This is a genomic window from Polynucleobacter sp. JS-JIR-II-50, assembly GCF_018687895.1.
Classification (GTDB): Bacteria; Pseudomonadota; Gammaproteobacteria; order Burkholderiales; family Burkholderiaceae; genus Polynucleobacter.
In genome coordinates this window covers 260,754-285,033 of sequence record NZ_CP061307.1, presented here as the reverse complement: position 1 = coordinate 285,033, position 24,280 = coordinate 260,754, and the positions used below count along the sequence as shown (strand labels likewise).

31 protein-coding genes are annotated in these 24,280 nt (G+C 46.1%); 19 read left to right on the top strand and 12 right to left on the bottom strand.

Going from position 1 to position 24,280, the window contains the following annotated elements; translation table 11 throughout:
* Positions 1-19: 19 nt before the first annotated feature.
* Complete coding sequence (gene xseA, locus FD963_RS01535) at positions 20-1,234, bottom strand: exodeoxyribonuclease VII large subunit (protein WP_215362637.1); 1,215 nt, start codon at positions 1,232-1,234, stop codon at positions 20-22.
* A 313-nt stretch (positions 1,235-1,547) separates the two neighbouring features.
* Between xseA and FD963_RS01530 the strand changes: the two genes are divergently transcribed.
* The 6 genes from FD963_RS01530 to adk all read left to right on the top strand — a co-directional run bounded on the left by FD963_RS01530 (position 1,548) and on the right by adk (position 5,596).
* Complete coding sequence (locus FD963_RS01530) at positions 1,548-2,189, top strand: MotA/TolQ/ExbB proton channel family protein (RefSeq protein ID WP_215362636.1); 642 nt, start codon at positions 1,548-1,550, stop codon at positions 2,187-2,189.
* The gene (locus FD963_RS01525; RefSeq protein WP_215362635.1) at positions 2,186-2,662 is read left to right on the top strand and encodes a biopolymer transporter ExbD; all 477 of its coding nucleotides are present in this window, start codon (positions 2,186-2,188) and stop codon (positions 2,660-2,662) included. The genes FD963_RS01530 and FD963_RS01525 overlap by 4 nt, the downstream gene beginning before the upstream one ends.
* Positions 2,663-2,685: 23 nt before the next feature.
* Positions 2,686-3,777, top strand: a complete 1,092-nt coding sequence (gene lpxK / locus FD963_RS01520; RefSeq protein ID WP_215362634.1) for a tetraacyldisaccharide 4'-kinase — start codon at positions 2,686-2,688, stop codon at positions 3,775-3,777.
* A gap of 72 nt (positions 3,778-3,849) precedes the next feature.
* Positions 3,850-4,029 (top strand): Trm112 family protein, encoded by a 180-nt coding sequence (locus FD963_RS01515; protein WP_215362633.1) that lies wholly within the window; start codon positions 3,850-3,852, stop codon positions 4,027-4,029.
* A gap of 21 nt (positions 4,030-4,050) precedes the next feature.
* On the top strand, positions 4,051-4,815 hold the full coding sequence (gene kdsB / locus FD963_RS01510) for a 3-deoxy-manno-octulosonate cytidylyltransferase (protein WP_215362632.1): 765 nt from the start codon (positions 4,051-4,053) through the stop codon (positions 4,813-4,815).
* A gap of 115 nt (positions 4,816-4,930) precedes the next feature.
* On the top strand, positions 4,931-5,596 hold the full coding sequence (gene adk, locus FD963_RS01505) for an adenylate kinase (protein WP_215362631.1): 666 nt from the start codon (positions 4,931-4,933) through the stop codon (positions 5,594-5,596).
* Positions 5,597-5,672: 76 nt separating this feature from the next.
* Here adk and nrdR read toward each other — a convergent pair whose 3' ends face one another.
* Positions 5,673-6,119 carry a transcriptional regulator NrdR gene (gene nrdR / locus FD963_RS01500; protein WP_072583294.1) on the bottom strand — a complete coding sequence of 149 codons (447 nt, stop codon included), beginning with the start codon at positions 6,117-6,119 and terminating at the stop codon, positions 5,673-5,675.
* Positions 6,120-6,158: 39 nt separating this feature from the next.
* Positions 6,159-7,403, bottom strand: coding sequence for a serine hydroxymethyltransferase (gene glyA / locus FD963_RS01495; RefSeq protein WP_215362630.1), 1,245 nt, complete (start codon positions 7,401-7,403; stop codon positions 6,159-6,161).
* 76 nt (positions 7,404-7,479) lie between these two features.
* Between glyA and tolQ the strand changes: the two genes are divergently transcribed.
* From tolQ to FD963_RS01450, 9 genes are all read left to right on the top strand, one after another.
* A complete protein-coding gene (tolQ, locus tag FD963_RS01490; RefSeq protein ID WP_215362629.1) occupies positions 7,480-8,136 on the top strand; it encodes a protein TolQ in 657 nt (218 codons plus the stop codon).
* Between the two features lie 35 nt (positions 8,137-8,171).
* Positions 8,172-8,591: a protein TolR gene (tolR, locus tag FD963_RS01485; RefSeq protein ID WP_072583297.1), complete on the top strand. Its 420-nt coding sequence runs from the start codon at positions 8,172-8,174 to the stop codon at positions 8,589-8,591.
* 25 nt (positions 8,592-8,616) lie between these two features.
* On the top strand, positions 8,617-9,435 hold the full coding sequence (gene tolA, locus FD963_RS01480) for a cell envelope integrity protein TolA (RefSeq protein WP_215362628.1): 819 nt from the start codon (positions 8,617-8,619) through the stop codon (positions 9,433-9,435).
* A 3-nt stretch (positions 9,436-9,438) separates the two neighbouring features.
* Positions 9,439-10,761, top strand: a complete 1,323-nt coding sequence (gene tolB / locus FD963_RS01475; protein ID WP_215362627.1) for a Tol-Pal system beta propeller repeat protein TolB — start codon at positions 9,439-9,441, stop codon at positions 10,759-10,761.
* A 142-nt stretch (positions 10,762-10,903) separates the two neighbouring features.
* Positions 10,904-11,404 (top strand): peptidoglycan-associated lipoprotein Pal, encoded by a 501-nt coding sequence (gene pal, locus FD963_RS01470; protein ID WP_215362626.1) that lies wholly within the window; start codon positions 10,904-10,906, stop codon positions 11,402-11,404.
* Complete coding sequence (ybgF, locus tag FD963_RS01465; RefSeq protein WP_215362625.1) at positions 11,405-12,136, top strand: tol-pal system protein YbgF; 732 nt, start codon at positions 11,405-11,407, stop codon at positions 12,134-12,136.
* A 10-nt stretch (positions 12,137-12,146) separates the two neighbouring features.
* Entirely contained in the window at positions 12,147-12,881 is a 735-nt protein-coding gene (queC, locus tag FD963_RS01460; protein WP_215362624.1) for a 7-cyano-7-deazaguanine synthase QueC, read from the top strand.
* A gap of 105 nt (positions 12,882-12,986) precedes the next feature.
* Positions 12,987-13,241, top strand: a complete 255-nt coding sequence (locus tag FD963_RS01455; RefSeq protein ID WP_215362623.1) for a type II toxin-antitoxin system prevent-host-death family antitoxin — start codon at positions 12,987-12,989, stop codon at positions 13,239-13,241.
* A complete protein-coding gene (locus FD963_RS01450; RefSeq protein WP_215362622.1) occupies positions 13,228-13,518 on the top strand; it encodes a type II toxin-antitoxin system RelE/ParE family toxin in 291 nt (96 codons plus the stop codon). The genes FD963_RS01455 and FD963_RS01450 overlap by 14 nt, the downstream gene beginning before the upstream one ends.
* A gap of 10 nt (positions 13,519-13,528) precedes the next feature.
* On the opposite strand, the gene FD963_RS01445 is transcribed toward FD963_RS01450, so the two are convergent.
* The 5 genes from FD963_RS01445 to FD963_RS01425 are packed head-to-tail and all read right to left on the bottom strand — an operon-like array spanning position 13,529 to position 16,833.
* The gene (locus FD963_RS01445; RefSeq protein WP_215362621.1) at positions 13,529-14,146 is read right to left on the bottom strand and encodes a riboflavin synthase; all 618 of its coding nucleotides are present in this window, start codon (positions 14,144-14,146) and stop codon (positions 13,529-13,531) included.
* Positions 14,147-14,155: 9 nt separating this feature from the next.
* Positions 14,156-15,271 (bottom strand): bifunctional diaminohydroxyphosphoribosylaminopyrimidine deaminase/5-amino-6-(5-phosphoribosylamino)uracil reductase RibD, encoded by a 1,116-nt coding sequence (gene ribD, locus FD963_RS01440; protein ID WP_215362620.1) that lies wholly within the window; start codon positions 15,269-15,271, stop codon positions 14,156-14,158.
* 17 nt (positions 15,272-15,288) lie between these two features.
* The gene (locus tag FD963_RS01435; RefSeq protein ID WP_215362619.1) at positions 15,289-15,798 is read right to left on the bottom strand and encodes a GspH/FimT family pseudopilin; all 510 of its coding nucleotides are present in this window, start codon (positions 15,796-15,798) and stop codon (positions 15,289-15,291) included.
* 43 nt (positions 15,799-15,841) lie between these two features.
* Positions 15,842-16,171 (bottom strand): hypothetical protein, encoded by a 330-nt coding sequence (locus FD963_RS01430; protein ID WP_215362618.1) that lies wholly within the window; start codon positions 16,169-16,171, stop codon positions 15,842-15,844.
* Positions 16,168-16,833 carry a hypothetical protein gene (locus tag FD963_RS01425; RefSeq protein WP_215362617.1) on the bottom strand — a complete coding sequence of 222 codons (666 nt, stop codon included), beginning with the start codon at positions 16,831-16,833 and terminating at the stop codon, positions 16,168-16,170. The genes FD963_RS01430 and FD963_RS01425 overlap by 4 nt, the downstream gene beginning before the upstream one ends.
* Before the next feature lie 374 nt (positions 16,834-17,207).
* Here FD963_RS01425 and ribBA point away from each other — a divergent pair, with 374 nt between their 5' ends.
* From ribBA to FD963_RS01405, 4 genes are all read left to right on the top strand, one after another.
* Positions 17,208-18,338, top strand: coding sequence for a bifunctional 3,4-dihydroxy-2-butanone-4-phosphate synthase/GTP cyclohydrolase II (gene ribBA / locus FD963_RS01420; protein ID WP_215362616.1), 1,131 nt, complete (start codon positions 17,208-17,210; stop codon positions 18,336-18,338).
* Positions 18,339-18,373: 35 nt separating this feature from the next.
* Entirely contained in the window at positions 18,374-18,889 is a 516-nt protein-coding gene (gene ribH, locus FD963_RS01415) for a 6,7-dimethyl-8-ribityllumazine synthase (protein WP_215362615.1), read from the top strand.
* Positions 18,890-18,894: 5 nt separating this feature from the next.
* A complete protein-coding gene (gene nusB, locus FD963_RS01410) occupies positions 18,895-19,404 on the top strand; it encodes a transcription antitermination factor NusB (RefSeq protein ID WP_215362614.1) in 510 nt (169 codons plus the stop codon).
* A gap of 110 nt (positions 19,405-19,514) precedes the next feature.
* Complete coding sequence (locus tag FD963_RS01405) at positions 19,515-20,987, top strand: NAD-dependent succinate-semialdehyde dehydrogenase (protein WP_215362613.1); 1,473 nt, start codon at positions 19,515-19,517, stop codon at positions 20,985-20,987.
* Positions 20,988-21,032: 45 nt separating this feature from the next.
* Here FD963_RS01405 and trmB read toward each other — a convergent pair whose 3' ends face one another.
* From trmB to FD963_RS01385, 4 genes are all read right to left on the bottom strand, one after another.
* Entirely contained in the window at positions 21,033-21,740 is a 708-nt protein-coding gene (gene trmB, locus FD963_RS01400) for a tRNA (guanosine(46)-N7)-methyltransferase TrmB (RefSeq protein ID WP_371818490.1), read from the bottom strand.
* Positions 21,741-21,838: 98 nt separating this feature from the next.
* Entirely contained in the window at positions 21,839-22,777 is a 939-nt protein-coding gene (locus tag FD963_RS01395) for a UDP-glucuronic acid decarboxylase family protein (RefSeq protein WP_215362611.1), read from the bottom strand.
* A gap of 35 nt (positions 22,778-22,812) precedes the next feature.
* Entirely contained in the window at positions 22,813-23,277 is a 465-nt protein-coding gene (locus FD963_RS01390) for a DUF2721 domain-containing protein (protein ID WP_215362610.1), read from the bottom strand.
* A 39-nt stretch (positions 23,278-23,316) separates the two neighbouring features.
* A complete protein-coding gene (locus FD963_RS01385) occupies positions 23,317-24,162 on the bottom strand; it encodes an undecaprenyl-diphosphate phosphatase (protein WP_215362609.1) in 846 nt (281 codons plus the stop codon).
* Between the last annotated feature and the right edge of the window lie 118 nt (positions 24,163-24,280).

Sequence of the window (24,280 nt, the reverse complement as noted above, 5' to 3'; positions counted from 1 at the left end):
TCACTTTGTAGAATTTTGCTTACTTGACACTAGCAACTTTAGCCAACTCTACTGTGACACCACCTTCGGCAACCTGTATTTCATATTCTTGAGCTGTAACTAGTTCACTTGGGTTGCGCACAGCATGCAACTCTTCTTTGTTTTTGCTCAATATCACCGCATAACCACGCTCAAGCGTTCGCTGCGGATTGAGCATCTCCAACTGAGACTGGTAGTGCACTTGATTACGCTTCCAGTTTTCTATACGCACTGACCATGCTTGGTTTAATCGCTGCTGCCAGCCATGAATTTGTTCGCGCATGCGATCTGGGTTGGGCAAAGCATGGCTGAGCCTCAGAGCCAATTGATCTATGGTTTGCGCCTCGCGCTCAACTCGTTGGTTGATACGCTGGAGAAGCGCTTGCATGATGGCATCAAGCTCTTGCAGCATTTGATCTCGCCGTGGTGCTGCAAGCTCTGCCGCGCCCGTCGGAGTTGGTGCACGTAGGTCAGCAACAAAGTCGGCAATGGTGAAATCCGTTTCATGTCCAACACCACTCACCACTGGGATGGATGAATCTGCAATTGCATAAGCCAGTTGTTCATCATTAAAAGCCCACAGATCTTCAATGCTGCCACCACCGCGCACTAGCAATATGACATCGACTGCTTTTTCTTTTTCCGCCGCTTTGAGTGCAGCAATAATTCCGGCAGGTGCATCAGGACCTTGAACTAAAGTTGGATAGATCACAATCGGGATATGAGGCGCTCTTCTTGCCAAAGTACTTAAGACATCTTTGAGTGCTGCTGCTTGTGGAGATGTAATGATGCCGATGGATCTGGGATGTGTTGGTATCTCGCGTTTGCGCTCATCATCAAACAAACCTTCTTTAGCAAGTTTGGCTTTGAGCTTTAGGAAGGCTTCGTATAGACCACCCATACCAGCGCGTCGTAAGGTCTGAATAGTGAGCTGAATATCTCCACGAGGAACATACATGCCCAGACTGGCGCTAACCTCAACCAGATCTCCAGATTGCGGCATGAACCCAACCTGGCCGTTGCGACCACGGAACATGACACAGCGAATCTGACCTTCTGCGTCCTTCAACGAGAAATACCAATGCCCGCTGTCATAAGCCTTGAAGTTGGAAATCTCCCCGCTGACCCAGACGGTATCGAAACGGTCCTCCAAAGAGGCAGCAATGGCGCGGTTTAGATCACCAACACTCAGAATTTCCCTTGATATTTCCGACATTTTTTTTCTTTAATCTCACAGCCATCTGGCTTAGGCGCCAATAAATATCCACAGATAACGATTCACTCTAGGTTTAATGCTCATAAGTAAGTAATTACTGACCCAAAACGTCTCATAAATCCAACATCAAAAATACAAGCCATTGATTTATATAGGAATTAATACATCCAATAAATTCAATTTAATGCAATATAAAACTGAGCCAACCATGTATCAAGGACTTACAGAGCGAATTCAAAAAAGTTTTGCACAGAGTTATCCACAGGCTAGGTTTCCGAAACAGGCTTTTTAATTCAGCTAAAGTACTGAGCTTATGTACTCCATCTTACTATCCGCTGGCTGGCCTATTTGGCCCCTCCTCATCATTTCCATATTGGGCCTAGCAATCGCCATAGAGCGTGGCTGGTATCTGCGTCAAACACATATATTTCCCAAAAACTGTCTGGAAAGCGTCTTTTCTCTTGCAAATCAGTTGGTTGGAAACAAATCCACTGTTTCCGAGCAGCAGATTGCAGAATTGTCCAACCTTTCTCCTGCAAGCCCCTTATTGGCATGCGCGCTGCAAGAAAAAATGTCGGGCAGTACTGCTGATGCTGCGCTGGAGGAGCTGCAGGTGACCGCACAAAGCACTTGGCTTAAATTGGACCGCTACTTAGGCGCTCTTGCCACGATCGCTACAGTCGCTCCGCTATTGGGTTTATTTGGCACTGTAGTGGGCATGATTGAAATCTTTGGCAGCCAAGGGGCAATCAATGGTGCTGCTGGTAGCCCTCAACAATTGGCCCACGGTATATCAGTCGCTTTGTACAACACTGCATTTGGACTATTGATTGCCATTCCCGCATTAGCTGCTTGGCGTGGTTTGCGTGCAATGGCAAATCAACGTCAACGTGAATGTGAAGAATTTACCCGTCAACTGTTTAAAAAACTCTATCCAGCTGATTCCGCAAAATGAGTTGGTTAGAAACACATCCACAATCCAAGAGAAAGTTTTCTCTTGGGGGTAGCGCCACACCAGTAGAACCAGAAATCAATCTGATTCCTTTTATTGATGTGCTGTTGGTGGTACTAATCTTTTTAATGATCTCTACAACCTTCACGCGGTATCAAGAACTCGCCATTACTTTACCCACTGCCAATGGCAATGAGAGCCAAGCAGAGGTCAAGCAAATTCATATTGCAGTCAGTCGCGATGGCCGCTTTGCAGTTAATGGCAAAGTTGTAGACCGATCACAACTCAGTAATGTATTAACTCAGTTAAACGGACAAAGCAATCAGAAGGAAGGCGCCAGCTCTCTGCAGGTCAATATTGATGCGGATGCCAAGGCGCCCCACCAATCAGTGATGAGTGCACTGGAGGCGGCGCGCGATGCCAATCTCTCGAATATCGTGTTTAGCAGTCAAGTTAATAACCAAGCTAAGAAGTAATTACCGAACAAAGAAACCGCTCAATGTCATTTTCTTTCTTCCGTAAAGCACCTAAGTTCTGGGAAAGACGTGGCCCTACAAGCTTATTACTATGGCCACTCTCTTGGCTTTATGGCTTAGTGGTGCGTGTGCGTAAGTTAATTCTGGATACGGGCTTAGTAAAACAAAAGCCTGCTCCAGTACCGGTGATTATTGTGGGCAATATTCGCGTAGGTGGGACAGGCAAGACACCCATCGTCATTGCTTTAGCAGAACGCTTACAGCAACTTGGATGGAGGCCCGGCATTATCAGTAGAGGCTATGGCTCCTCTTCACAAACAGCACCCTTACAAGTCCACAGCAATTCTGATCCTGCTTTAGTTGGCGATGAGCCAGTCTTGATTGCAAAACGTACGCACGATCAATTTCCGATTTGGGTCTTTCCTAAGCGTCAGAAAAGTATTCAGGCTTTGCTCAAGCATTCATCCAATGTGAACATCATCATTAGTGATGATGGCCTACAACATAGTGGCTTAGCTCGCTGGCCTGCTCGCGAAGGCGGTCGTGATATCGAATTCGTAGTGCGTGATGGACGCGGCGAAGGCAATCGCTTTTTGCTACCCGCCGGCCCTTTGCGTGAACCCGCCACACGCGAACGCGATGCCACCCTCTTTACTGGAAAAGCAAAAGGCATTGAATCTAAACTTGGTCCCCACGACGAATACTTTTTAGGGCGTCGCGCATTTTCACTCTTCGGTAATTTAGGTAATGCCTACCAATTGATCAATCCCGCAAATACGCAGACGCTTGCTCAAATTGCGGATAGCTATCTACCAAACAAAATGACTGCTGTTGCCGCCCTGGGTAATCCACAACGCTTTTTTGACGATCTACTCAAACAGGGTATTGCCGCTAAATCGATTCCTTTGCCTGACCATGCGACATATACCCCTGAGTTCTTTGAGAAGATCAACGCGCAATGCATCCTCATTACAGAAAAGGATGCTGTGAAATGCGCAACGATTACCGATGAACGTATTTGGGTGGTGCCAATAACTCTCGCCCTTCCGGATAGCCTGGCTGACTGGCTTCAATCTATCCTACAAAGACCCAGTCCTTATCGCTACACCTTGTAGGTTTAGCGTACATAGCACTACACTGTGTCCTCATATATTTAAACTCTTCATTTAGATCACCACAAAGAAATCATGGATAAACGACTGCTCGATATTTTGGTTTGCCCTCTATGCAAAAGCCAATTGCATTTAAATGCCGAGAAACATGAACTCATTTGCAAGGCTGACCGCTTGGCTTACCCCATTCGGGATGATGTGCCAGTAATGCTGGTTGAAGAAGCGCGCAGCATGAGTGCTGATGAACTTGCTTGATACATTGAGCACGCCACTTTGATGAGTCACTCTTCCAAAGCTCCAGATTTTTTAGTGGTGATTCCAGCTAGGCTGGGATCCACTCGCTTGCCTCGAAAACCTCTAGCTGACATTGGCGGCAAACCCATGGTCATTCGAGTTGCAGAACGTGCCAAGCAATCACTTGCGCAAAGCGTTGTGGTTGCAACTGATTCACCAGAAATACAAGCTGCTTGCGATGAACATCGTATTGAATGTTTGCTCACTAGCGCAGACCATCCAACCGGAACCGACCGTATTGCTGAAGTGGCCCAGTTACTAAAGCTGCCTAACAATGCATTGATTGTGAATGTACAAGGCGATGAGCCGCTCATTCCGCCAGAATTGATTAATCAAGTTGCTAGCACTTTGGCGAAGCATCAAGAGTGCGCCATCTCCACAGTTGCTGTACCGATTACCGATGCCACGGAGATCAATAATCCCAACGTTGTAAAAGTGGTTCTCAATCGCGCTGGCGAGGCGCTCTATTTCTCTAGAGCATCAATTCCCTTTGTGAGGGACCCACAAGCCGATCAAAAAACAGAGCATTTACGCCATCTGGGAATCTATGCCTATAGAGCTGACTTTTTACAGGCCTATGCCCGCCTTCAGCCAGCGCCTCCAGAGCAGGCTGAAGCGCTAGAGCAGCTGCGTGCCCTCTGGAATGGTTATCGCATAGCGGTTCATACCGCCTCAGAAGCACCGCCAGCTGGGGTCGACACCCTAGAGGACCTCGAAAGAGTGCGTCAGTTGCTGGCTGGCTCCTAGGCCAATACCATCAAAGCCTCGGTAGTTTGCAGCTTCTCGGGGATAATCCTAGGCAATAGGTTTCTAAGATCCCGACAAAATACGGGACAATGACAGCTCTTCTAAGGGGAAAACAATGCGGTTGATTCTGCTCGGTGCACCAGGTGCTGGAAAAGGCACACAAGCTCAGTTTATTTGCGAAAAGTTTGCTATTCCACAAATTTCCACTGGCGATATGTTGCGCGCTGCTGTGAAAGCAGGAACTGAACTCGGTATTGCAGCCAAAAAAATTATGGATGCAGGTGGCCTTGTCTCTGATGACATCATCATTGGCCTTGTTAAAGATCGCTTGACTCAACCTGATTGCAGCAAGGGCTATTTGTTTGACGGCTTCCCAAGAACAATTCCTCAAGCACAAGCCATGAAAGATGCTGGCGTTCCTATTGATTACGTTTTAGAAATCGATGTGCCATTTGATGCCATCATCGATCGCATGGGCGGACGTCGCGTGCACCCCGCTTCTGGCCGCACTTATCACATCAAATACAACCCGCCAAAGGTTGCAGGTAAAGATGATGTGACTGGCGATGATCTTATTCAGCGTGATGACGATAAAGAAGAAACTGTTCGCAAACGCTTACAGGTTTACGACGATCAAACCCGTCCATTGGTGGAGTACTACTCCTCATGGGCTGCGCAAGGCAGTCCAGCGGACAAAGTAAAAGCGCCGGCCTATCGCAAGGTCAGCGGCACTGGTAGCGTTGAAGACATTACTACTTCTATTTTTGCCGAATTGAAGTAATTCAATTCCCATTAGTCAAAAAGGGCTGCAATGCAGTCCTTTTTCTTTTGTAAAACTCTGTTTATTTAGGCGCTTCTTATTTGAGCTCTTTTAAAGCGCTCTCAAAAGACTCAATATCTGCAAAGCTTCTGTAGACTGAAGCGAAGCGGATGTAAGCCACTTTATCAAGACGCTTAAGTTCACGCATCACCAACTCACCTACACGCTCGCTTGGAATTTCTTTCTCGCCAAGGCTGAGGAGTTTTTCTTCAATGCGGGCAATAGATTCATCTACGGAGTCTGAAGATACTGGGCGCTTACGAAGAGCCAGCTTGAGTGAACTTGCCAGCTTATCGTGACTATATTCCACTCTGCTGCCGTTTTTCTTGACGATCGCCGGGAGTGCTAACTCAACACGTTCATAAGTTGTGAATCGCTTATCGCATTTAGCACAACGGCGACGACGGCGAATGGTATCGCCCTCGTCTGATACCCGGGTATCTAAAACCTGGGTATCTTCGTTATGGCAAAAAGGGCAGCGCAATGAGCTCTTCTTTTCTTAGGTGGGTTGCCGATTGCTTGCTTAACCGTAAACTGGGAAACGCTTCGTGAGCTCAGAAACTTGAGCGCGCACTTTTGCAATGTTCTCAGGATCGGTTGGATTATCTAAAACATCCGCAATAAAGTTTCCAACCTGTCTTGCTTCTGCTTCTTTAAATCCACGTGTAGTCATCGCTGGTGAACCCAAACGAATACCGCTGGTCACCATTGGTTTTTCTGGATCATTTGGAATACCGTTCTTATTGCAAGTGATGTGCGCCTCACCTAAAACACGCTCTGCTTCTTTACCAGTCATTTTCTTGGCGCGCAAATCCACCAACATCACATGAGAATCTGTTCCGCCAGAAACAATACGTAAGCCACGCGCAATTAATGTTTCTGCAAGCGCTTTTGCGTTCGCAACAACTTGCTTTTGGTAATCAATAAAGCCCGGCTCCTGCGCCTCTTTAAATGCTGCCGCTTTACCCGCGATTACATGCATCAAAGGACCGCCCTGTAAGCCTGGGAACACTGCAGAGTTAATCGCTTTCTCGTGCTCAGCCTTCATCAAAATGATGCCACCACGGGGGCCACGCAAGCTCTTGTGTGTTGTGGAAGTAACGATGTCAGCGTGTGGTACTGGATTTGGATAAACACCGGCAGCCACTAAACCAGCATAGTGAGCCATGTCGACCATAAAAATCGCGCCCACTTCTTTTGCTAACTTACCAATGCGCTCGAAATCTATTTTTAGAGAGTATGCAGATGCACCAGCAATAATCAATTTTGGTTTGTGCTCACGAGCGAGACGTTCCATTTGCTCGTAATCAATCTCTTCGTTTTTATCGAGACCGTAAGCAATTGGGTTAAACCATTTGCCACTCATGTTCAACGCCATGCCATGGGTCAAGTGACCGCCTTCAGCAAGACTCATGCCCATGAAGGTATCGCCTGGTTTTAAGAATGCCAAGAACACTGCTTGGTTGGCAGATGCTCCGCAATGCGGTTGTACGTTTGCTGCTTCAGCACCAAACAATGCCTTTACACGATCAATTGCTAATTGCTCAGCAACGTCGACGAATTCACAACCGCCGTAATAGCGCTTGCCTGGATAGCCTTCGGCGTACTTATTGGTTAACTGAGAGCCTTGTGCCTCCATGACTGCTGGTGAGGTGTAGTTCTCGGAAGCAATCAGCTCAATATGATCTTCCTGACGCTTATTTTCGTTCTGAATGGCTGCCCATAACTGGGGATCGGTTTTGGCTAAGGTGTTTTGACGGTCAAACATGGTGATAATCCTGAAAAAGTTGGATTGCTGAGTTAATTAACTTAGTAAAATCAACCTACATCATACAAAATCCACCATGACCTCTACACAAGACCTCTCATTCCTCTCCCTAGTCCTTAATGCCAGCCTATTAGTACAGTTGGTAATGTTGTTATTACTAGGGATGTCCGTCGCCTCTTGGACCATTATTTTCAAGAAAACGGCTGTTTTGCGTGGGGTCCGCCAGGATACCGAGCGTTTTGAGCGCGACTTTTGGGCCGGCGGAGACCTCAACACCCTCCTGGAGGCAGCCCAGCGCAATAACCGCAATGACGCAGTCCTAGAGCATATTTTCGAAGCTGGGATGCAAGAATTTGCAAAAGGTCGTGAGATTGACGCTGCCCGTCGCGCCATGAAAGCCACCTACCAACGTGAAATGGACCTCCTAGAAGCCAATCTACCCTTCTTGGCATCCGTTGGCTCAGTCTCCCCCTATATCGGCCTGTTTGGTACCGTTTGGGGCATCATGCACTCCTTCCGCGGCTTGGCTAACGTGCAAAACGCGACCCTTTCTGCAGTAGCTCCTGGTATCGCAGAAGCATTGATCGCCACAGCAATTGGTTTGTTTGCTGCGATTCCAGCAGTAGTCGCTTACAACCGCGCAGCAACTGATGTAGACCGCCTCTCCATTCGCTTTGAAACTTTCATTGAAGAGTTCACCAACATCTTGCAGCGTCAAACTGCAGGACGTTAATTGAAATAACGAGTGAACCGATAAGCGAAAAAATTATGGCTGGATCTTCATTACGTAAAAATAAACGTCGGGCAATGTCTGATATCAACGTCGTTCCGTATATTGACGTGATGCTCGTGTTGCTCGTGATCTTTATGGTCACCGCACCGATGGTCAATCCCGGCGTTGTGAACTTACCAACCGTTGGTGGCGCCAAAGTGCAATCACTACCGCCAGTCTTCCTAACGATTGATGCCAATGAGAATGTCATCGTACGTAAAGATGGTGACCCGACGCAAACACTCAATAAATTTGAACTCGGCGCCTTTGCCAGATCACAAGCAGAGAAGTCTGCCGATCAACCCATCGTAATCGCTGCTGATAAATCCATCAAATATGAAACAGTGATGGAAGTCATGTCCAAGCTCAAAGAGAATGGCGTGAAGCGTGTTGGCCTTGCGGTCAAGACCCAGTAAGGCTAAGGGCTTGTTATAGCTGCTCATGAATAGCGCACCCTCTTTTCAATCATCCCTCTCGCCTTTTAAGCGAGGACGTTTTACGAAAGAAGAAAGCACTAAGCGCGCCTTTACTTTTTCACTAATCGCGCATTTGGGTTTACTTGCTTTCTTAATGATTGGTATCAGCTGGAACAACACTACTTCTTCTGGTGTTGAAGTTGAACTTTGGGATTCTGCTCCGCAGATTGAATCACCACCTGAACCAGAGCTCAAAACAGAAGTTAAAGAAGAGGCTGCTGATATCGCCATCAAGAAAAAGAAGGTTGAGAAAGAGCCCCCTAAAAAAGAAGTAAAGGAAACTCCTAAGGCAGTAAAACCTCCTCCACCTAAAGAGAAGGAAAAACCGAAGAAGGAAGAGCCGCCGAAAAAGGCTGAAGCCCCTAAAGCCCAATCTCCTGCAGAAACCAAAGCCAATGCCGCTGCAGAAAAAGCACGTGCTGATCAATTGGCGCGTTTACGTGCTGCAGCTGGTGCCGAAGGCGGTAGTGGTGGTACGGTTGGCAGTGGTGTTGGTGGCGGAGGTAATGCACCTCCAGGCTGGACCGATAAAGTGATTAAGAAGGTCAAGCCATTGATCGTCTTTAACCCTGAATCCGTGAGTGGCAACCCTGCAGCAGTCATTTTGGTCAATCTTGCTCCAGATGGGGCTATTTTGAGCACCAGCATTCAGTCTTCTAGTGGCAACGCCGGCTGGGATCGTGCGGTATTGCTAGCCCTTTCACGTGCAGAGAGTCTGCCAAAAGACGACAATGGCAAAATTCCTCAACGCGAAGTAAAACTGACTTTCAAACCCAAGGATTAATGCATGCTGCACATAGCGAAAAGACAGATACAGAAACAAGCATCAAAACTGAATTCTTTTGGCTTAGTCATATTTGCATTATTCATTAGCTTGGCAACACCTGCGCTTGCGCAGATGAATATTGAAATTACTGGTGTAGGTCAATCACTCTACCCAATCGCAGTAATGCGTTTTAAAGATGAAAACAAATTACCTACTAGCGTTACTGAAATCATTCGTCAAGATTTAGCCCGCAGCGGTTACTTTAAAAATACTGAGAACGGTAATGCTGTTGAAAGTGATGATGGCACACCTAACTACAAGTCTTGGGCGGCACGCGGTGCTGATGCACTAGTCGTTGGGTCGGTCGTGCAGACCGGCAATAGTCAGTTTGATATTCATTACAAGTTATTTGATGTTCGCAAATCTCAAAGCCTAGGTGGCTTAAATCTCAACTCAAGTGCCGATAACTTGCGTGCAGTTGCCCATAAAATTGCTGATGACATCATCTTCAAATTACTGGGTGAACGCGGCGTGTTCTCTACCCGCCTCTCCTATGTCATTAAGGATGGCAAACGTTATCGCTTGGTAATTTCAGATGCGGATGGTCAAAATATTCGCAATGCTATGAATAGTGGTGAGCCAATCATCTCGCCTTCATGGTCGCCTGATGGTAAGAAAGTAGCGTACGTTTCTTTTGAAGATCGTAAGCCAGTGATTTATGTTCATGAGCTTGCTACTGGTCGTCGCATTTCTCTTTCAAATCAAAAGGGTAATAACAGTGCGCCAGCATGGTCACCTGATGGCAAGAAATTGGCTATCTCTTTATCCAAAGATGGCAATACACAGATCTACGGCATCAATGCAGATGGCACGGGTTTACATCGTTTAACTCGTGGCAACACGATTGATACCGAACCACAATATTCTGCTGATGGTCGCTACATCTACTTCACCAGCGATCGCGGTGGCAACCCACAAATCTATCGCATGAGTGCTGAAGGCGAACAAGCTGAAGGTGTCAAACGTATTACCTTCAAACAAGGTTTTGTAACCTCACCTCGCATCTCACCAGATGGTAAATATTTAGCTTACATCGCCAATATTGGTGGCGCGTATCGCCTCTATATTCTGAACTTGGCTACTGGCGATACTCAGGCACTTACCGATGGCACTAGTGATGAATCTCCTTCCTTTGCTGCTAATGGCCGCTATGTTCTCTACTCCACCAAAGTTGGTGGCAAACGCGTTCTTGCTGCTGTTTCAGTCGATGGCAACTCCAAACAGGTATTAAGCATTCCAGGATCTGATGTACGTCAGCCCTCCTGGGGTCCATTCATGGACTGAGTCTTAAGTTGGTCTGAACCAAGTCTTAACTGCATCTAAACCCCTTTTTAGGGGTTGAAATAGTCACTTTTGATGTTCTTAGGGGCATAATATTGTCTATTGATTCATTTATAGATTGAGCTCGTAGGAAAAAGGAAAATTCATGAAGATTTCTATCGCACGTCGCGCAGCGACATTCGCCCTGATTGGTGCCACAGCATTTTTGATGGCAGCATGCTCTAGCGTCAAGCTAGATGACACTGATGGCGCCAATGGTAGCGGCAGTGGAAAATTTGGCTCACAGCCATGGAATGACCCAAGTAGCCCACTCTTTGAGAAGAGCGTTTACTTTGGCTTTGATGAATACACCGTTCAAACTAAATACCAAAAAATGCTGTCTGCTCACGCAAGCTACTTAAAAGCCAATCCAAAGCAGAAAGTCATTATTCAGGGCAACACTGATGAACGCGGGACAGCTGAATACAACTTGGCACTTGGCCAACGTCGTTCTGATGCCGTGCGTAAATCATTAAACTTGATGGGCGTTTCTGACGACCAAATGGAAGCAGTGAGCTTTGGCAAAGAAAAGCCAAAAGCAGAAGGTGACACTGAAGCAGCTTGGGCAGAAAATCGCCGCGCTGACATTGTTTACATCAGCAACTAAATGAAGATGCTTTCATACTCAGTAAAACAAACGCTCTCACGAGCGTTTTGTTTAAGTGCTGCACTCATTTGTTTAGGCCTATCTAATAGCGCCTGGGCCCTCTTCTCCGATGACGAAGCACGTAAAGCCATCCTGGATCTGCGCAAGTCTCTAGCGACCACCCAGCTTGAGTTACAAGGTCAGATCGACAAACTCAAAACTGAGAATGCAGAGCTGCGTGGCAAAGTGGAAGAGCTTGAGAAACAAGGCGAAGACATCAACAATAGTCAGAAAACTTACTATCAAGATCTCGATACTCGCTTGGGTAATTTTGAGCCTCGCACCGTAACAATTGAAGGCGTCTCTGGAACAGTGCAGCCTGGCGAGAAAAAAGCCTACGACGATGCATTAAAGGCGTTTCAAGCGGGCAATTTAAAGAAGGCTGACGATAGCTTTGCTGCATTCACCGCGAAGTATCCAAAAAGCCCTTACTTACCGCTTGCCCTCTACTGGAGTGGCAATAGTAAATATGCCAATAAAGAATATGCTGGTGCCATCGCCCAATTACAAAGTTTAATTAAACGCTACCCAAATCATCCACGCGTTCCTGCGGCAATGGTGACTTTGGGTAACTCGCAATTAGAAAGCGGCAACAAGGCAGCGGCTAAAAAAACATTTAGCGAAATTATTGCTAAATACCCAGACACTGATGCAGCTAAAGATGCGCAGCAACTCATTGCTAGCACCAAGTAACTGATCATCCATGTCTAAGCTTTCTGCCGCATTCGAATCTCTAGCGCCCCGTAAAGCCGGCGCTCCAGCAGTCATTCTGTTTTCGGGCGGGCTAGACTCAACAACTGTTCTCGCCCTTGCTAAAGACCTTGGGTACACGCCTTACGCCCTTTCCGTTGGATATGGTCAGCGTCATTCATCTGAGCTGGCAGCAGCTAAACATATCGCTAAACAAGTTGGCGTGGCACGACACGAAGTAGTTAATCTAGATCTCACTCGCTTTGGGGGCTCTGCTTTAACTGACTCCTCGATTGCAGTCCCAACCACTCCAGGCAAAGATCAAGAAATTCCCATCACCTATGTACCAGCACGCAATACGATCCTGCTATCACTTGCATTGGGTTGGGCAGAGTCATTGGGTGGTCTTGATATTTTCTACGGCGCCAATTCGGTGGATTACTCTGGCTACCCTGACTGCCGCCCTGAATATGTAGCTTCTTTTGAACATATGGCCAACCTAGCCACTAAAGCAGGCGTGGAAGCTATCAATGATACAAATCGTTTTAGAGTGCACGCACCTATCATCAGCATGACTAAAGGTGAAATCATCCAACTAGGCAGCACGCTAGGCGTTGATTACTCGCAAACAGTCTCTTGCTATCAAGCCAACGATTTGGGTGAAGCCTGTGGAGAATGTGAGTCTTGCCGTTTAAGACAGGCGGGCTTTAAGCAAGCCAATCTAGTCGACCCAACACGCTATAGATAAGCCCCAACCGAGGGAATAAAACCATAGGGCCGTCAGGCCCTATTTTTTGTGTTTGACATTTGTAAAAAAGCACATAATAATGCACTAAATTATGGATATTTTTATATGAGCCTTACACAGACAATCCACGCTAAAACCACAGTCAGCATGACTGACTTAAGACGCAACCCCAGCAAGATCATGGAGATTGCAGGGGATCTTCCTGTAGCCGTTTTGAACCACAATAAGCCTGAAGCCTATCTTTTGTCTGCAAAGGCTTATGAAGCATTGCTCGATCTTATTGATGATGTCTCGCTAATCAAAACTATTCAGGCTCGCAAGGGCGGCAAAACTGTGAAAGTGAAGCTTGAAGAGCTTTAGTCTTGAGTTTCATACTCTTGCGCTAAAAGAATGGCAAAAATTAGATAACTCAGTAAAAGAGCAATTTAAAAAGCAACTGCAAAAACGTCTAGTTAACCCAAGAGTGCCCTCAGCAAAACTTCATGGTGACTTAGACAACTTTTATAAAATTAAATTGAGAACTGTTGGTTATAGGCTTGTTTATGAAGTCATTGATCACAAACTTGTAGTTCTAGTGGTTGCTGTAGGTAAGCGAAATCAAGATGCGGTGTACAAAAATGCGGAAAACAGAAAATGAGCAATCAACCTTATTTAGCTTGATTTTCTAGCATTCTTGCAACATAGCGCGCGATGAGATCAACTTCAAGATTTACCGCATCACCTTGCTTGAGATTACCCAGCGTGGTGTTTTCCAAGGTGTGGGGAATGATATTGATATCAATGACGCAAGAAGTTGCTGAGTCTTCTGTCTGATTGACTGTGAGCGATACGCCATTTACGACAATAGAGCCTTTGTAAGCCAAGTATTGCGCCAGCCCTTTTGGAGCCTCAATACGTAGCAGCCATGAACCATAAGCATCATTAGCCACTTGGGAAAAATGCGCGACCTTACCAACACCATCTACGTGCCCACTCACTAAATGTCCGCCCAAGCGATCATTTAAACGCATGGCTTTTTCAAGATTGACTGGACCGACCTTATCAAGACCAATCGTTTTATTCAGAGACTCACGAGAGATATCTAAGGCAAAAGAATTGCTGGTTAACTGGGTAGCCGTCATGCAAGCACCTTGAATAGCAATGCTGTCACCCAAGGCAACATCATCCAAATAGCCAGATGGAACCTCCACAATTAAATGCAAGCCGTCGCCCTTTGCTTGAGCGCTCTTAATTTGACCAACAGTAGTAATGATTCCAGTAAACATAGGGTAATTTTAGTTCTTAATTAAGCGTAGTCGAAGATCGGAGCCAAAGAGACTGTGATCAATTACTTGCCACTGTTCTTTGTCATTCAAGGAATTCAGGGGTGAAATATTGGCCATGCCAATACCCTCACCCATGAAGAATGGAGCGTAGTAGAGCAATAATTCATCTACACAATTTTCTCTGAGCAAAGATCCATTGAGCTTAAAGCCTGCCTCTATATGAATCTCATTCATCTCACGCTCTTTGGCTAAATACGAGAATAGCTTTGGCAGATCTACTTTGCCAGATGGGTTAGCCATGGCAATGACTTCTATACCGCGCGCAGTAAATGCTTGCGCTTTTTGTTGCATTTGAGGGTTATCCAGACTGGCACAAACAATGATCGCGCCTGATTGATCCATGTTGTTGAGAATCTTTGCTGTCGGCGGTGTTTCTAATTTGGAATCAACAATGATGCGCCAAGGTTGACGCTCAGTTTGAACATCTCGTACATTCAGAGTGGGATCGTCTTCTTTAACAGTACCCACACCAGTAACAATGGCACAAGCTTGCGCACGCCAATGATGGCCATCTGCTCTTGCCAAAGGTCCAGTGATCCATTGACTACGGCCATCCGGCAAAGCTGTTTTGCCATCCAGGCTTGCGGCAATTTTCATGCGCACCCAAGGCAAACCTCGAGTCATCCTTGAAATGAATCCTGGATTTAATGCCTGTGCTTCGGCTTCCATCAATCCGCAATGCACTGCGATGCCTGCAGCTTTTAGTTTTTCTAAGCCCTTGCCACCAACCAAAGGATTGGGATCAGACATTGCCACAAATATAGCTTTCGGTTTTGCGGCAACCAAAGCATCAACGCATGGGGGAGTTCGCCCAGTGTGACTGCAAGGTTCCAGCGTTACATAGATGATTGATCCCACAGGATCATTTCCGAGTGATTTGGCATTCGCTAGAGCTTGCACCTCAGCATGAGCGCTACCCACCTTTTGAGTAAAGCCTTTACCAATGACTTTGCCATCTTTAACAATGACGCAACCCACCCTGGGATTAGGGTTAGATAAATAAAGTGCTTTTTGAGCCTCGGCTATTGCCTCGCTCATGAACTGGTGGTCAACTGCGCTGTACATGGGGTCTATTAAACCATTCAATGGCAGCGCTTTGCATCTCTGGCAGGGTCGCAGATGCGCCAGCGCCCTCCACTACCCAAAATCATTTGGCGCTCTAAGTCGAGAGCTCTGCTGTGACCCAGGATCAATCGATTGGCCACAAACCCACCATGAGCCGTTTTGGCTGCACCCGCGGCATTAAACAGAATGCCCTTCTTGCCCGAATTGGGATCAATGAATTGCTTGCCTCCGCCCTTAAAGTAAACAGGGTCAATGCCTCCCTGCAAAAACCAGGGCTTTTCAATACAACCTGATTTGACTGCCTTCCCGATACAGCCGCTTTTAACTACCCATCCCGACTCCCATCGATCGTCAGAAATAGGCACAAGGCGCACGGGCTGCCCTAAATACAAAGCTTGCTGACGAGCAAAATGGGCATGGGCAATAAACCTTCTAGCAATAGTTTCGATTTCTCGAGCGGCAATTTGTTCTTGCAATAAAGGCATAGTCATTATCGCAACAATGGCAATGAGCAAAACTACAGCCATTAATTCTAAGAGGCTAAATCCAGATTTTGAATCTAGCTTGAAGTTATTCAAATACTTGTCGCCAGTTAATGCGATTTACTGTGCCAGTGGTTTCATCAATCACAACGCCAATCTGAATGGCTGGTTTTTCTTTACTGGAAATTAGCCAACGATTTTTTCCTACTGATTGAATAAAACAAGTATTCTCTTCGAGATTAGCCAGATCAGTTAAATTTTTCTCACAGTCTAAGACCGATTTTTCAGCAGCAATAAAATGTTTCTGAGATGCTTCCATTGTTTTTACTTCTACGATACGTAATGCATTCAACCTCTCCAAACAAACGATAAGAGATGAACAGAGTAAGAGTAGCGATATCACCCAAGCCAAAATCATAAAAAATTCCTCGTCGCAAAAGTGCGCTCGAGATCCAGGTTGAGCTTAGACCCATCAGTCATTTGTAGCTTGACCTTAAAAAGCCTTAAGACCAATGATTGCTGGGCTTCAGAGGGAATCAACTCCTCTATCAGAAGGCTATTTACTCCATTCATTAAGGTGGTATTTTGTATGCGGCCTTGGCGATCGAGTGACTGACAAATTAGCGAGCCGCCATTGACTTTCTTACCTTTAGGGATCGCTACTTGACGATCTACCAAGAATCCTTGCATGGCCAAATTATTTTTGGTGCGATCTTTAGTAAGCACATTACCAATGCAATCAAAATCGACGTTGGCGGATAATTCATGACGAATGATCAGTGAATCCGATCCTCGGAATCCTGATTTTTTTTCAACCAGAAGAAATGAATCATCGCTTTTTTGATATCTTATTTTTTGTCCTGACTTTTGGATTGGGATTTGAGTATCTTGAATATTTCGATAACCAGCTATACGAATAGCTCGGCCAATTAGCTCAAATGCACGATCCGCCTCTGAAATTAGCGCTTGCGATTTCTCATACTCAATTTGCTTAATTACCAAATCAGCGCTTGTTTTTAATAGTGGGTTGAGTAGCAGTGCGCACAGAGCGATCCCGACCAGACATTCGAGTAGACTCATAACTTAAAGCTTGATTCTGTAGATTGAGATGAGCCCTGCTGTGTTCTTGTATTTCAAAAGTATCTGAATCCTTTCTGAGTTGCGCTCTTTTGCTTTCTTGTTGAATCAGGGTTAAAGCGAGGCGCTGATAAACACCCACCGACACCATCCAGACACCTAAAATCAGGGCCATTGCGACCAGAACCTCCAGCAAGATGAATCCCTGGCCATTTTTAGATCTCATTGGGGGTTGGGGAGCTTTATAGGGGGCATCGCCCATTTTCAAAGGCAGTCTTGTGAACTGAAACTCCCATCTAAGGCTCTTGCTGTCAGAAACACGGAATATTGAGGTAGGACAGCACTGTAAAGGGCTCCTGAGCTTAAAATAGAGGGCTATGCCAAATACCCTTGCCTCCACCGAAGAAATTATTGCTGAGCTCAGCGCCGGCAAAATGGTGATCCTCGTCGATGAAGAAGATCGTGAAAACGAAGGCGATTTAGTTCTGGCCGCCGATCACGTGACAGCTGAGGCCGTAAATTTCATGGCAAAACATGGTCGCGGCCTGATCTGCTTAACCCTCACGCGCGAGCGCTGCCAACAACTCAACCTACCCTTGATGGTGAGAGATAACGGCACATCAATGGGAACGAATTTCACAGTCTCTATTGAAGCAGCCAGCGGAGTGACTACTGGTATTTCAGCAGCTGATCGTGCACTTACGATTAAAACTGCCGTGGCACTAAACGCCAAGCCAAGTGATTTAGTTCAGCCTGGCCATATTTTTCCATTGATGGCGCAGCCTGGTGGTGTACTTATTCGCTCAGGACATACTGAAGCAGGCTGCGACTTAGCAGCAATGGCCGGATGCTCACCGACTTCCGTGATTTGTGAAATCATGAAAGACGATGGCAGCATGGCGCGTCTTCCCGATCTCCTAGAGTTTGCGAAAGAGCATCAATTAAAAATTGGCAGCATTGCAGATCTCATTCAGTACCGTAGCCAACATGAAAGTATTGTGGTTCGCGAAGGTAGTAGAGAATTCATCACTCCTTGGGGAAAATTCCAAGGCATTATTTATCGCGATACCCCAAGCTCGTGCGTACACATTGCGCTCGTTCATGGCAAACCTTCTGAAGCTGAAGAAACCTTAGTGCGCGTGCATGAGCCAGTTACCGTCTTGGATTTCCTAGACTCTAACGTCAGCACCCATTCTTGGCCACTAGCTAAAGCCCTGGAGGAGATTGCCTCCTCATCCGCTGGTGTTGCAGTGCTTCTCAATGCCTCCGGTATTGCCGCCCCGAATGATCAAGATTGGTTGGCTCAGTTCCAAAAACTGAATCAACCCCATGAAGAGGCCAATAAACCTTTAGCCAGAAAAACCGATTTCAGAAGCTACGGTATCGGCGCTCAAATCTTGAAAGATATCGGCGTTGGCAAAATGCGCTTGCTTGCAAATCCAAGCCCTGTGCCTAGCCTGTCTGGGTATAAGCTCGAAGTTACGGGTTACAAACCGTACACCCCTTAAATTCTATTAATGCCCGAATATTTATAAAGATTAATATGACTAGTTCCACTAATGATTTTGTAGGCGTATTAGAGGTTGATCTCAATGGTCAAGATCTCCGCGTTGGGATTGTGCAGGCGCGCTTTAATAAAGACCATTGTGTCGCCCTAACAAATGCTTGTATCAATGAACTCCTCGCCCTTGGAGTGTCACAAGCTGATATCAAATTAGTTACTGTTCCTGGCGCGCTAGAAATTCCATTTGCGCTCCAAAAAATGGCAGAGACTGGTGAATTTGATGGCTTAGTTGCTCTTGGTGCAGTCATTCGTGGCGAGACCTATCACTTTGAATTAGTCTCCAATGAATCCGCTTCCGGCATCACCCGCATCTCGATTGACTCTGGATTACCAATCGCCAATGGCGTACTCACTTGTGACACTGATGAGCAAGCTCAAGTCCGTGTTCAAGTAAAAGGCGCAGAATGTGCTCAAACAGTAGTGGAGATGGCAAATTTGGCCTTGGCATTAACTCCTGATATTGATATCGAAATCAATTCGAGTGAAGAAGAATAATTCGCATGACCACATCTAGCCAAAACCCACTGAACCCACAAGCTGGCAAGGAAGTGAAGCCAGCTCCTAAGCGCTCATTAACACCACGTCGTCGCGCTCGTGAATACGCCCTCCAAGGCGTTTATCAAAGCCTAGTCATGCGTCGCGCTGGCAGCATTCCCAATGCTGCTGCCATTGCCAAGCAGCTTGCCGAAGATCCCGCGTTCCGTCGCTGCCAACTCGAGCTTTTTCAAGGCATCTTTGATGGTGTACTGGCTCGCACCGACGAATTGGAGGCCATTATTACCCCAGCACTAGATCGCCCAATTAATGAGCTCTCGCCAGTTGAGCATGCAGCATTACTGATTGGCGCCTATGAGTTAGCTGTTGATCTTTCGGTGCCTTATAAAGTAGCCATCAACGAAGCAGTCGAGCTTGCCAAAACCTTTGGCGGTACAGACGGCCATAAATATGTCAATGGCGTGCTAGATCTACTCGCCCAGAAGCTCCGCGCTACTGAGACCCAGGCAGGCTAAACACCTCCTAACCAGCGGTAAAGAATCGAGCCTCCAAGCCCTAAAAGCTTGGAGGCTATTTTATTTATTGGGGGATAAAATAAACTACATCTATACCAAGGTCAGACAACATGCAAAAAGTAGATATTCGTAGTCAACTGAAAGATTCCAGCCTCTTTAGAGAAGAGGCTTTTATTGATGGTAAATGGATTGGCTCTACAAATACCTTTGCCGTTTCCAATCCTGCCACCGATGAGACCATTGCTACGGTAGCCAATCTAGAAACCAAAGAGGCTGAGCTCGCTATCTCCGCAGCTGAAAAAGCACTGCCCGCATGGCGCGCCAAATTAGCCAAAGAGCGTGCGCACATTATGCGTAAGTGGTTTGACCTCATTATTGAAAATACACAAGATCTCGCAAAGCTCATGACGCTCGAGCAAGGCAAGCCTCTCACTGAAGCTGCTGGTGAAGTGGTTTATGGCGCCTCATTTGTAGAGTGGTTTGCTGAAGAAGCGAAACGTGTAGAAGGTTCCATTCTGGGCACAACCTGGAGCGATAAGCGCCTGATGGTACTAAAGCAACCGATTGGTGTTTGCGTAGCTATTACGCCATGGAACTTCCCGATTGCGATGATTACGCGCAAGATTGCACCGGCATTAGCGGCGGGCTGCACCATCGTGATTAAACCTGCTGAATTAACTCCGCTATCCGCCTTGGCTCTGGCTGAACTTGCCAAGCGCGCCGGTATTCCGGATGGGGTAATTAATATTGTGACCGCTGATGCAAATCAATCTATTGTGATTGGTAAAACACTTTGCTCCTCACCAACAGTGCGCCATCTATCGTTTACAGGATCAACAGAAGTAGGCCGTATCCTGATGGAGCAATGCGCCCCTACCGTTAAGAAGCTTGCCCTTGAGTTGGGTGGACACGCACCATTTATCGTATTTGAAGATGCAGATATCGATGCTGCCGTCAGTGGCGCCATGGCTTCGAAATTTAGAAACTCCGGACAGACTTGTGTTTGTGCAAACCGCTTTTATGTTCATAAAAAGGTACATGATCAGTTTGTTGAGAAATTTGCTAAAGCACTAGCCGTCATAAAGGTCGGTAACGGTATGGAAGCTGGTATCACTCAAGGCCCTTTAATTGAAACTGCGGCACTTGAAAAAGTGCAAAAGCATGTTGCCGATGCATTAAGTAAAGGCGCCAAGCTGATCACTGGTGGTAAGCAATCTATTGAAGGCAAGAACTTTTATGAGCCAACTATTCTGGCCAATGTAAACAGTCAAATGTTGATTACTTATGAAGAGACCTTTGGCCCGATAGCGCCGATTATTCCTTTTGAGAATGATGAAGAGGTCATAAAATTAGCCAATAGCAGCCAATTTGGCCTAGCATCGTATTTTTATAGTCGTGATATTGGCCGCGTATGGAAAGTGGCTGAAGCGTTGGAGTATGGCATGGTGGGCGTTAATACTGGATTAATCTCTAACGAGGTTGCCCCCTTTGGCGGCATCAAACAATCTGGCCTGGGGCGTGAAGGTAGCGTCTACGGAATGGATGAATACCTTGAGATGAAATACGTCTGCATAGGCTTATAAGCCTATAGATTTCTTTTTATTGATTTGTTTTTATAGTTACTTGGTTTATTTTTTCTTGTAGACCAAATCCCAAACGCCGTGGCCTAGCTTGATGCCACGGTTTTCAAACTTCGTTACTGGACGATAGTCTGGGCGCACGACATAACCCTGATGCTCGGCATTGAGCTGTTCAGGAGTGGGCTTGAATTCATTGCAAACCTCACCAGGCTTAGCAATATCCTCAGCGGTGAAAGTTTCTACTTTCATTAATTCGCTCGAAGTATTTTTCAATGTAGATTCGGCATTCAGAACCAAGAGCATTTGCTCAGCATAGTTGTGCCAATCGGTTGCTAGATGCAAATAAGCGCCAGGCTTTAATCTGGAAATCAAAAGCTTTACGAACTCAGCCTGGATTAAACGGCGTTTGTGATGACGCTTTTTATGCCAAGGATCAGCAAAGTAAATATGAATCCCATCCAAAGAATTTGGTGCAAGCATATGCTCAATCACCTCAACCGCATCATGGCGAATAAGTCTTAAATTACTAAGGTGATTTTCACCAATCAGCTTAAGTAAAGCACCTACGCCCGGCGGATGAACTTCGATTGCCAAAAAATCATCTTCGGATCTGAGTGCTGCAATCTTGGCGGTTGTCTCGCCCATACCAAAGCCAATCTCCAATATCTTTGGTTTAGTTGAGCCGTTAAATGCTTCAATTAAATTGAGATTGGATGCTTGGTAAGGAAGCAAAAACTGAGGGCCTAATTCTTCCATTGCGCGTTGTTGACCAGCGGTTGTTCTTCCGGCCCTTAAAACAAAAGAGCGAATTCGCTCATCAAAGCGTTTCCCAGATACAGTGCTATTTTCAACCACTACGAACCCACAACTTTCTTAAAGTAAGCAATCGTCTCTTTAAGACCATCTTCTAAGTTGACCTTAGGCTGCCAACCGAGCTTAGCCTTTGCTAATTCGATATTGGGCTGGCGTTGCTTAGGATCATCCAAAGGTAGCGGCTGATAAATGATCTTAGATTTACTGCCTGATAACTTCAGAATAGTCTCAGCTAATTGAAGCATAGTGAACTCACCTGGGTTGCCAATGTTCACTGGTCCCGTAAAGCCTTGTTCAGAGTTCATCATTTTGACCATAGCGTCGATTAAGTCATCAACATAGCAAAAGCTTCTGGTTTGCTGGCCATCACCATAAATCGTGATGTCTTTGCCTTGCAATGCTTGCACAATGAAGTTGCTCACCACCCTGCCATCATTGGGATGCATGCGTGGGCCATAGGTATTAAAGATGCGTACGACCTTGATGTCTAAGTTGTGCTGACGGTAATAATCAAAGAACAGGGTTTCAGCGCAGCGCTTACCTTCGTCGTAGCAAGAGCGGATACCAATCGGGTTGACCTTACCCCAGTACTCTTCTGGCTGAGGGTGTACCTCTGGGTCGCCATACACTTCGCTGGTTGATGCCTGCAAGATACGAGCTCTAGTTCTTTTGGCAAGCCCGAGCATATTAATAGCCCCATGCACACTCGTTTTGGTGGTTTGCACCGGATCGTATTGGTAGTGTACCGGGGATGCTGGGCAAGCAAGGTTGTAGATTTGATCCGTTTCTACATAGAGCGGGAAAGTGACATCATGACGCATCAACTCTAAACGAGAATTTAGTAATAAATGCGCTAAGTTCTCTTTGGTACCTGTGAAATAGTTATCAACAACCAAAACATCATTACCCTCTTTGAGGAGTTTCTCAGTTAAGTGAGATCCCAAAAAGCCAGCGCCGCCGGTGATGAGGATTTTTTTCATAGTTAATCTTTTTTAAAAAAGGATGCTTAAGTGCATTAGTTATTAGTCTTTTTTGGGGTATTCCAACCCGCCGAGCGATAGGCATAAACAACCTCGGCCAGAACAATAGATAAAGATGTCATAAAAAAGATGAGGCCTAGTACAAATGTCCAGATGACATAAGACGTCTGTAAAGAACGCACCGCGCCCGCCTGAAAGAAGAATAATTCGAGCACTGTTAAGGAAATAAACACACCGCTGAGGACATCAAAAAAGATGGCGGCGGTACAAAGGCGGCCTCTAATTTGGGCCTCATCAGCCTCTTTCTTCATGTGCCGCAGTATTGCCGCATCTTTTACCTCACCCAGATTGATGGAGTGTCGGATTGCACGCATACGATCAACTGAGCGGGCTAAGCGTCCTGAAATCGCATTAATCAAAGTTGCTACGGCAGTTAGTAAAAATACAGGGGCAAGTGCCAGCTGAATATTATTAGTAATTGCGTCTATTGATACATCCATATTTAATTCCGTTAATGTTGATGAAGGATGTTGGTTAGATCAGTGAGACCAAGCAATCAATCCGCTGTAAGCAGTAAATAACACCAGCAATCCAAATGCGATGCGATACCAGGCAAACGGAATGAAGTTATGGTGAGCTACATAATGAATTAACCAACGTACACATATAAACGCTGAAATAAACGCAGCAATAAAACCCACAACAGTAGCGAGAGTAAATTCTCCAGAGAAGGCTACCGGCGCTTTCCAGAGCTTAAGCAACTCATAAGCAGTGGCACCGCCAATGACTGGGATAGCCAAGAAGAATGAAAACTCTGTTGCTACAGCACGAGGCAGCCCAAACAACATACCGCCAATAATGGTTGCCCCTGAACGGGATGTGCCCGGGATCAATGCAGCACATTGCGCTAATCCGACTTTGAGTGCATCTAAAGGAGTGAGGTCATCTACTGATTTAATGTGACTAGATACATCGGCCCGATTTTTTTGGCGACGTTCAGCCCAGAAAATAATGAGCGCGCCCACAATAAATGCGCTGGCTACTGGGATTGGTGAAAACAATACCGCCTTAATGTATTTTCCAAATAAAAAACCCAGGCCCATAGCCGGAATTGAGGCGATCAACAGATTTAATACAAAGCGTCGCGCAATAGCGCTACCGATAAAAGAGGTGGCAACTTTGATGAGCTTTTGGCGAAACTCCCAGCAAACCGCCAAAATGGCGCCAAACTGAATAATGACCTCAAAGGCTTTGCCTTGATCATTATTAAAGTCGAGCAAATCTCCGACCAATATGAGATGCCCGGTACTGGATATCGGCAAAAACTCCGTAAATCCCTCGACCACCCCCAGAATGACTGCTTTAAGTAACAAAATTAGATCCATAGGCCAAATTTTATAGGTATATGGATGCCATTTCGGGGATTTGGCAAAATAGCGCCTAAATGAGCATTTTGAATAAATTGGCCTTAAACTGCATGGCACATTGAAAAGTATCCGAATT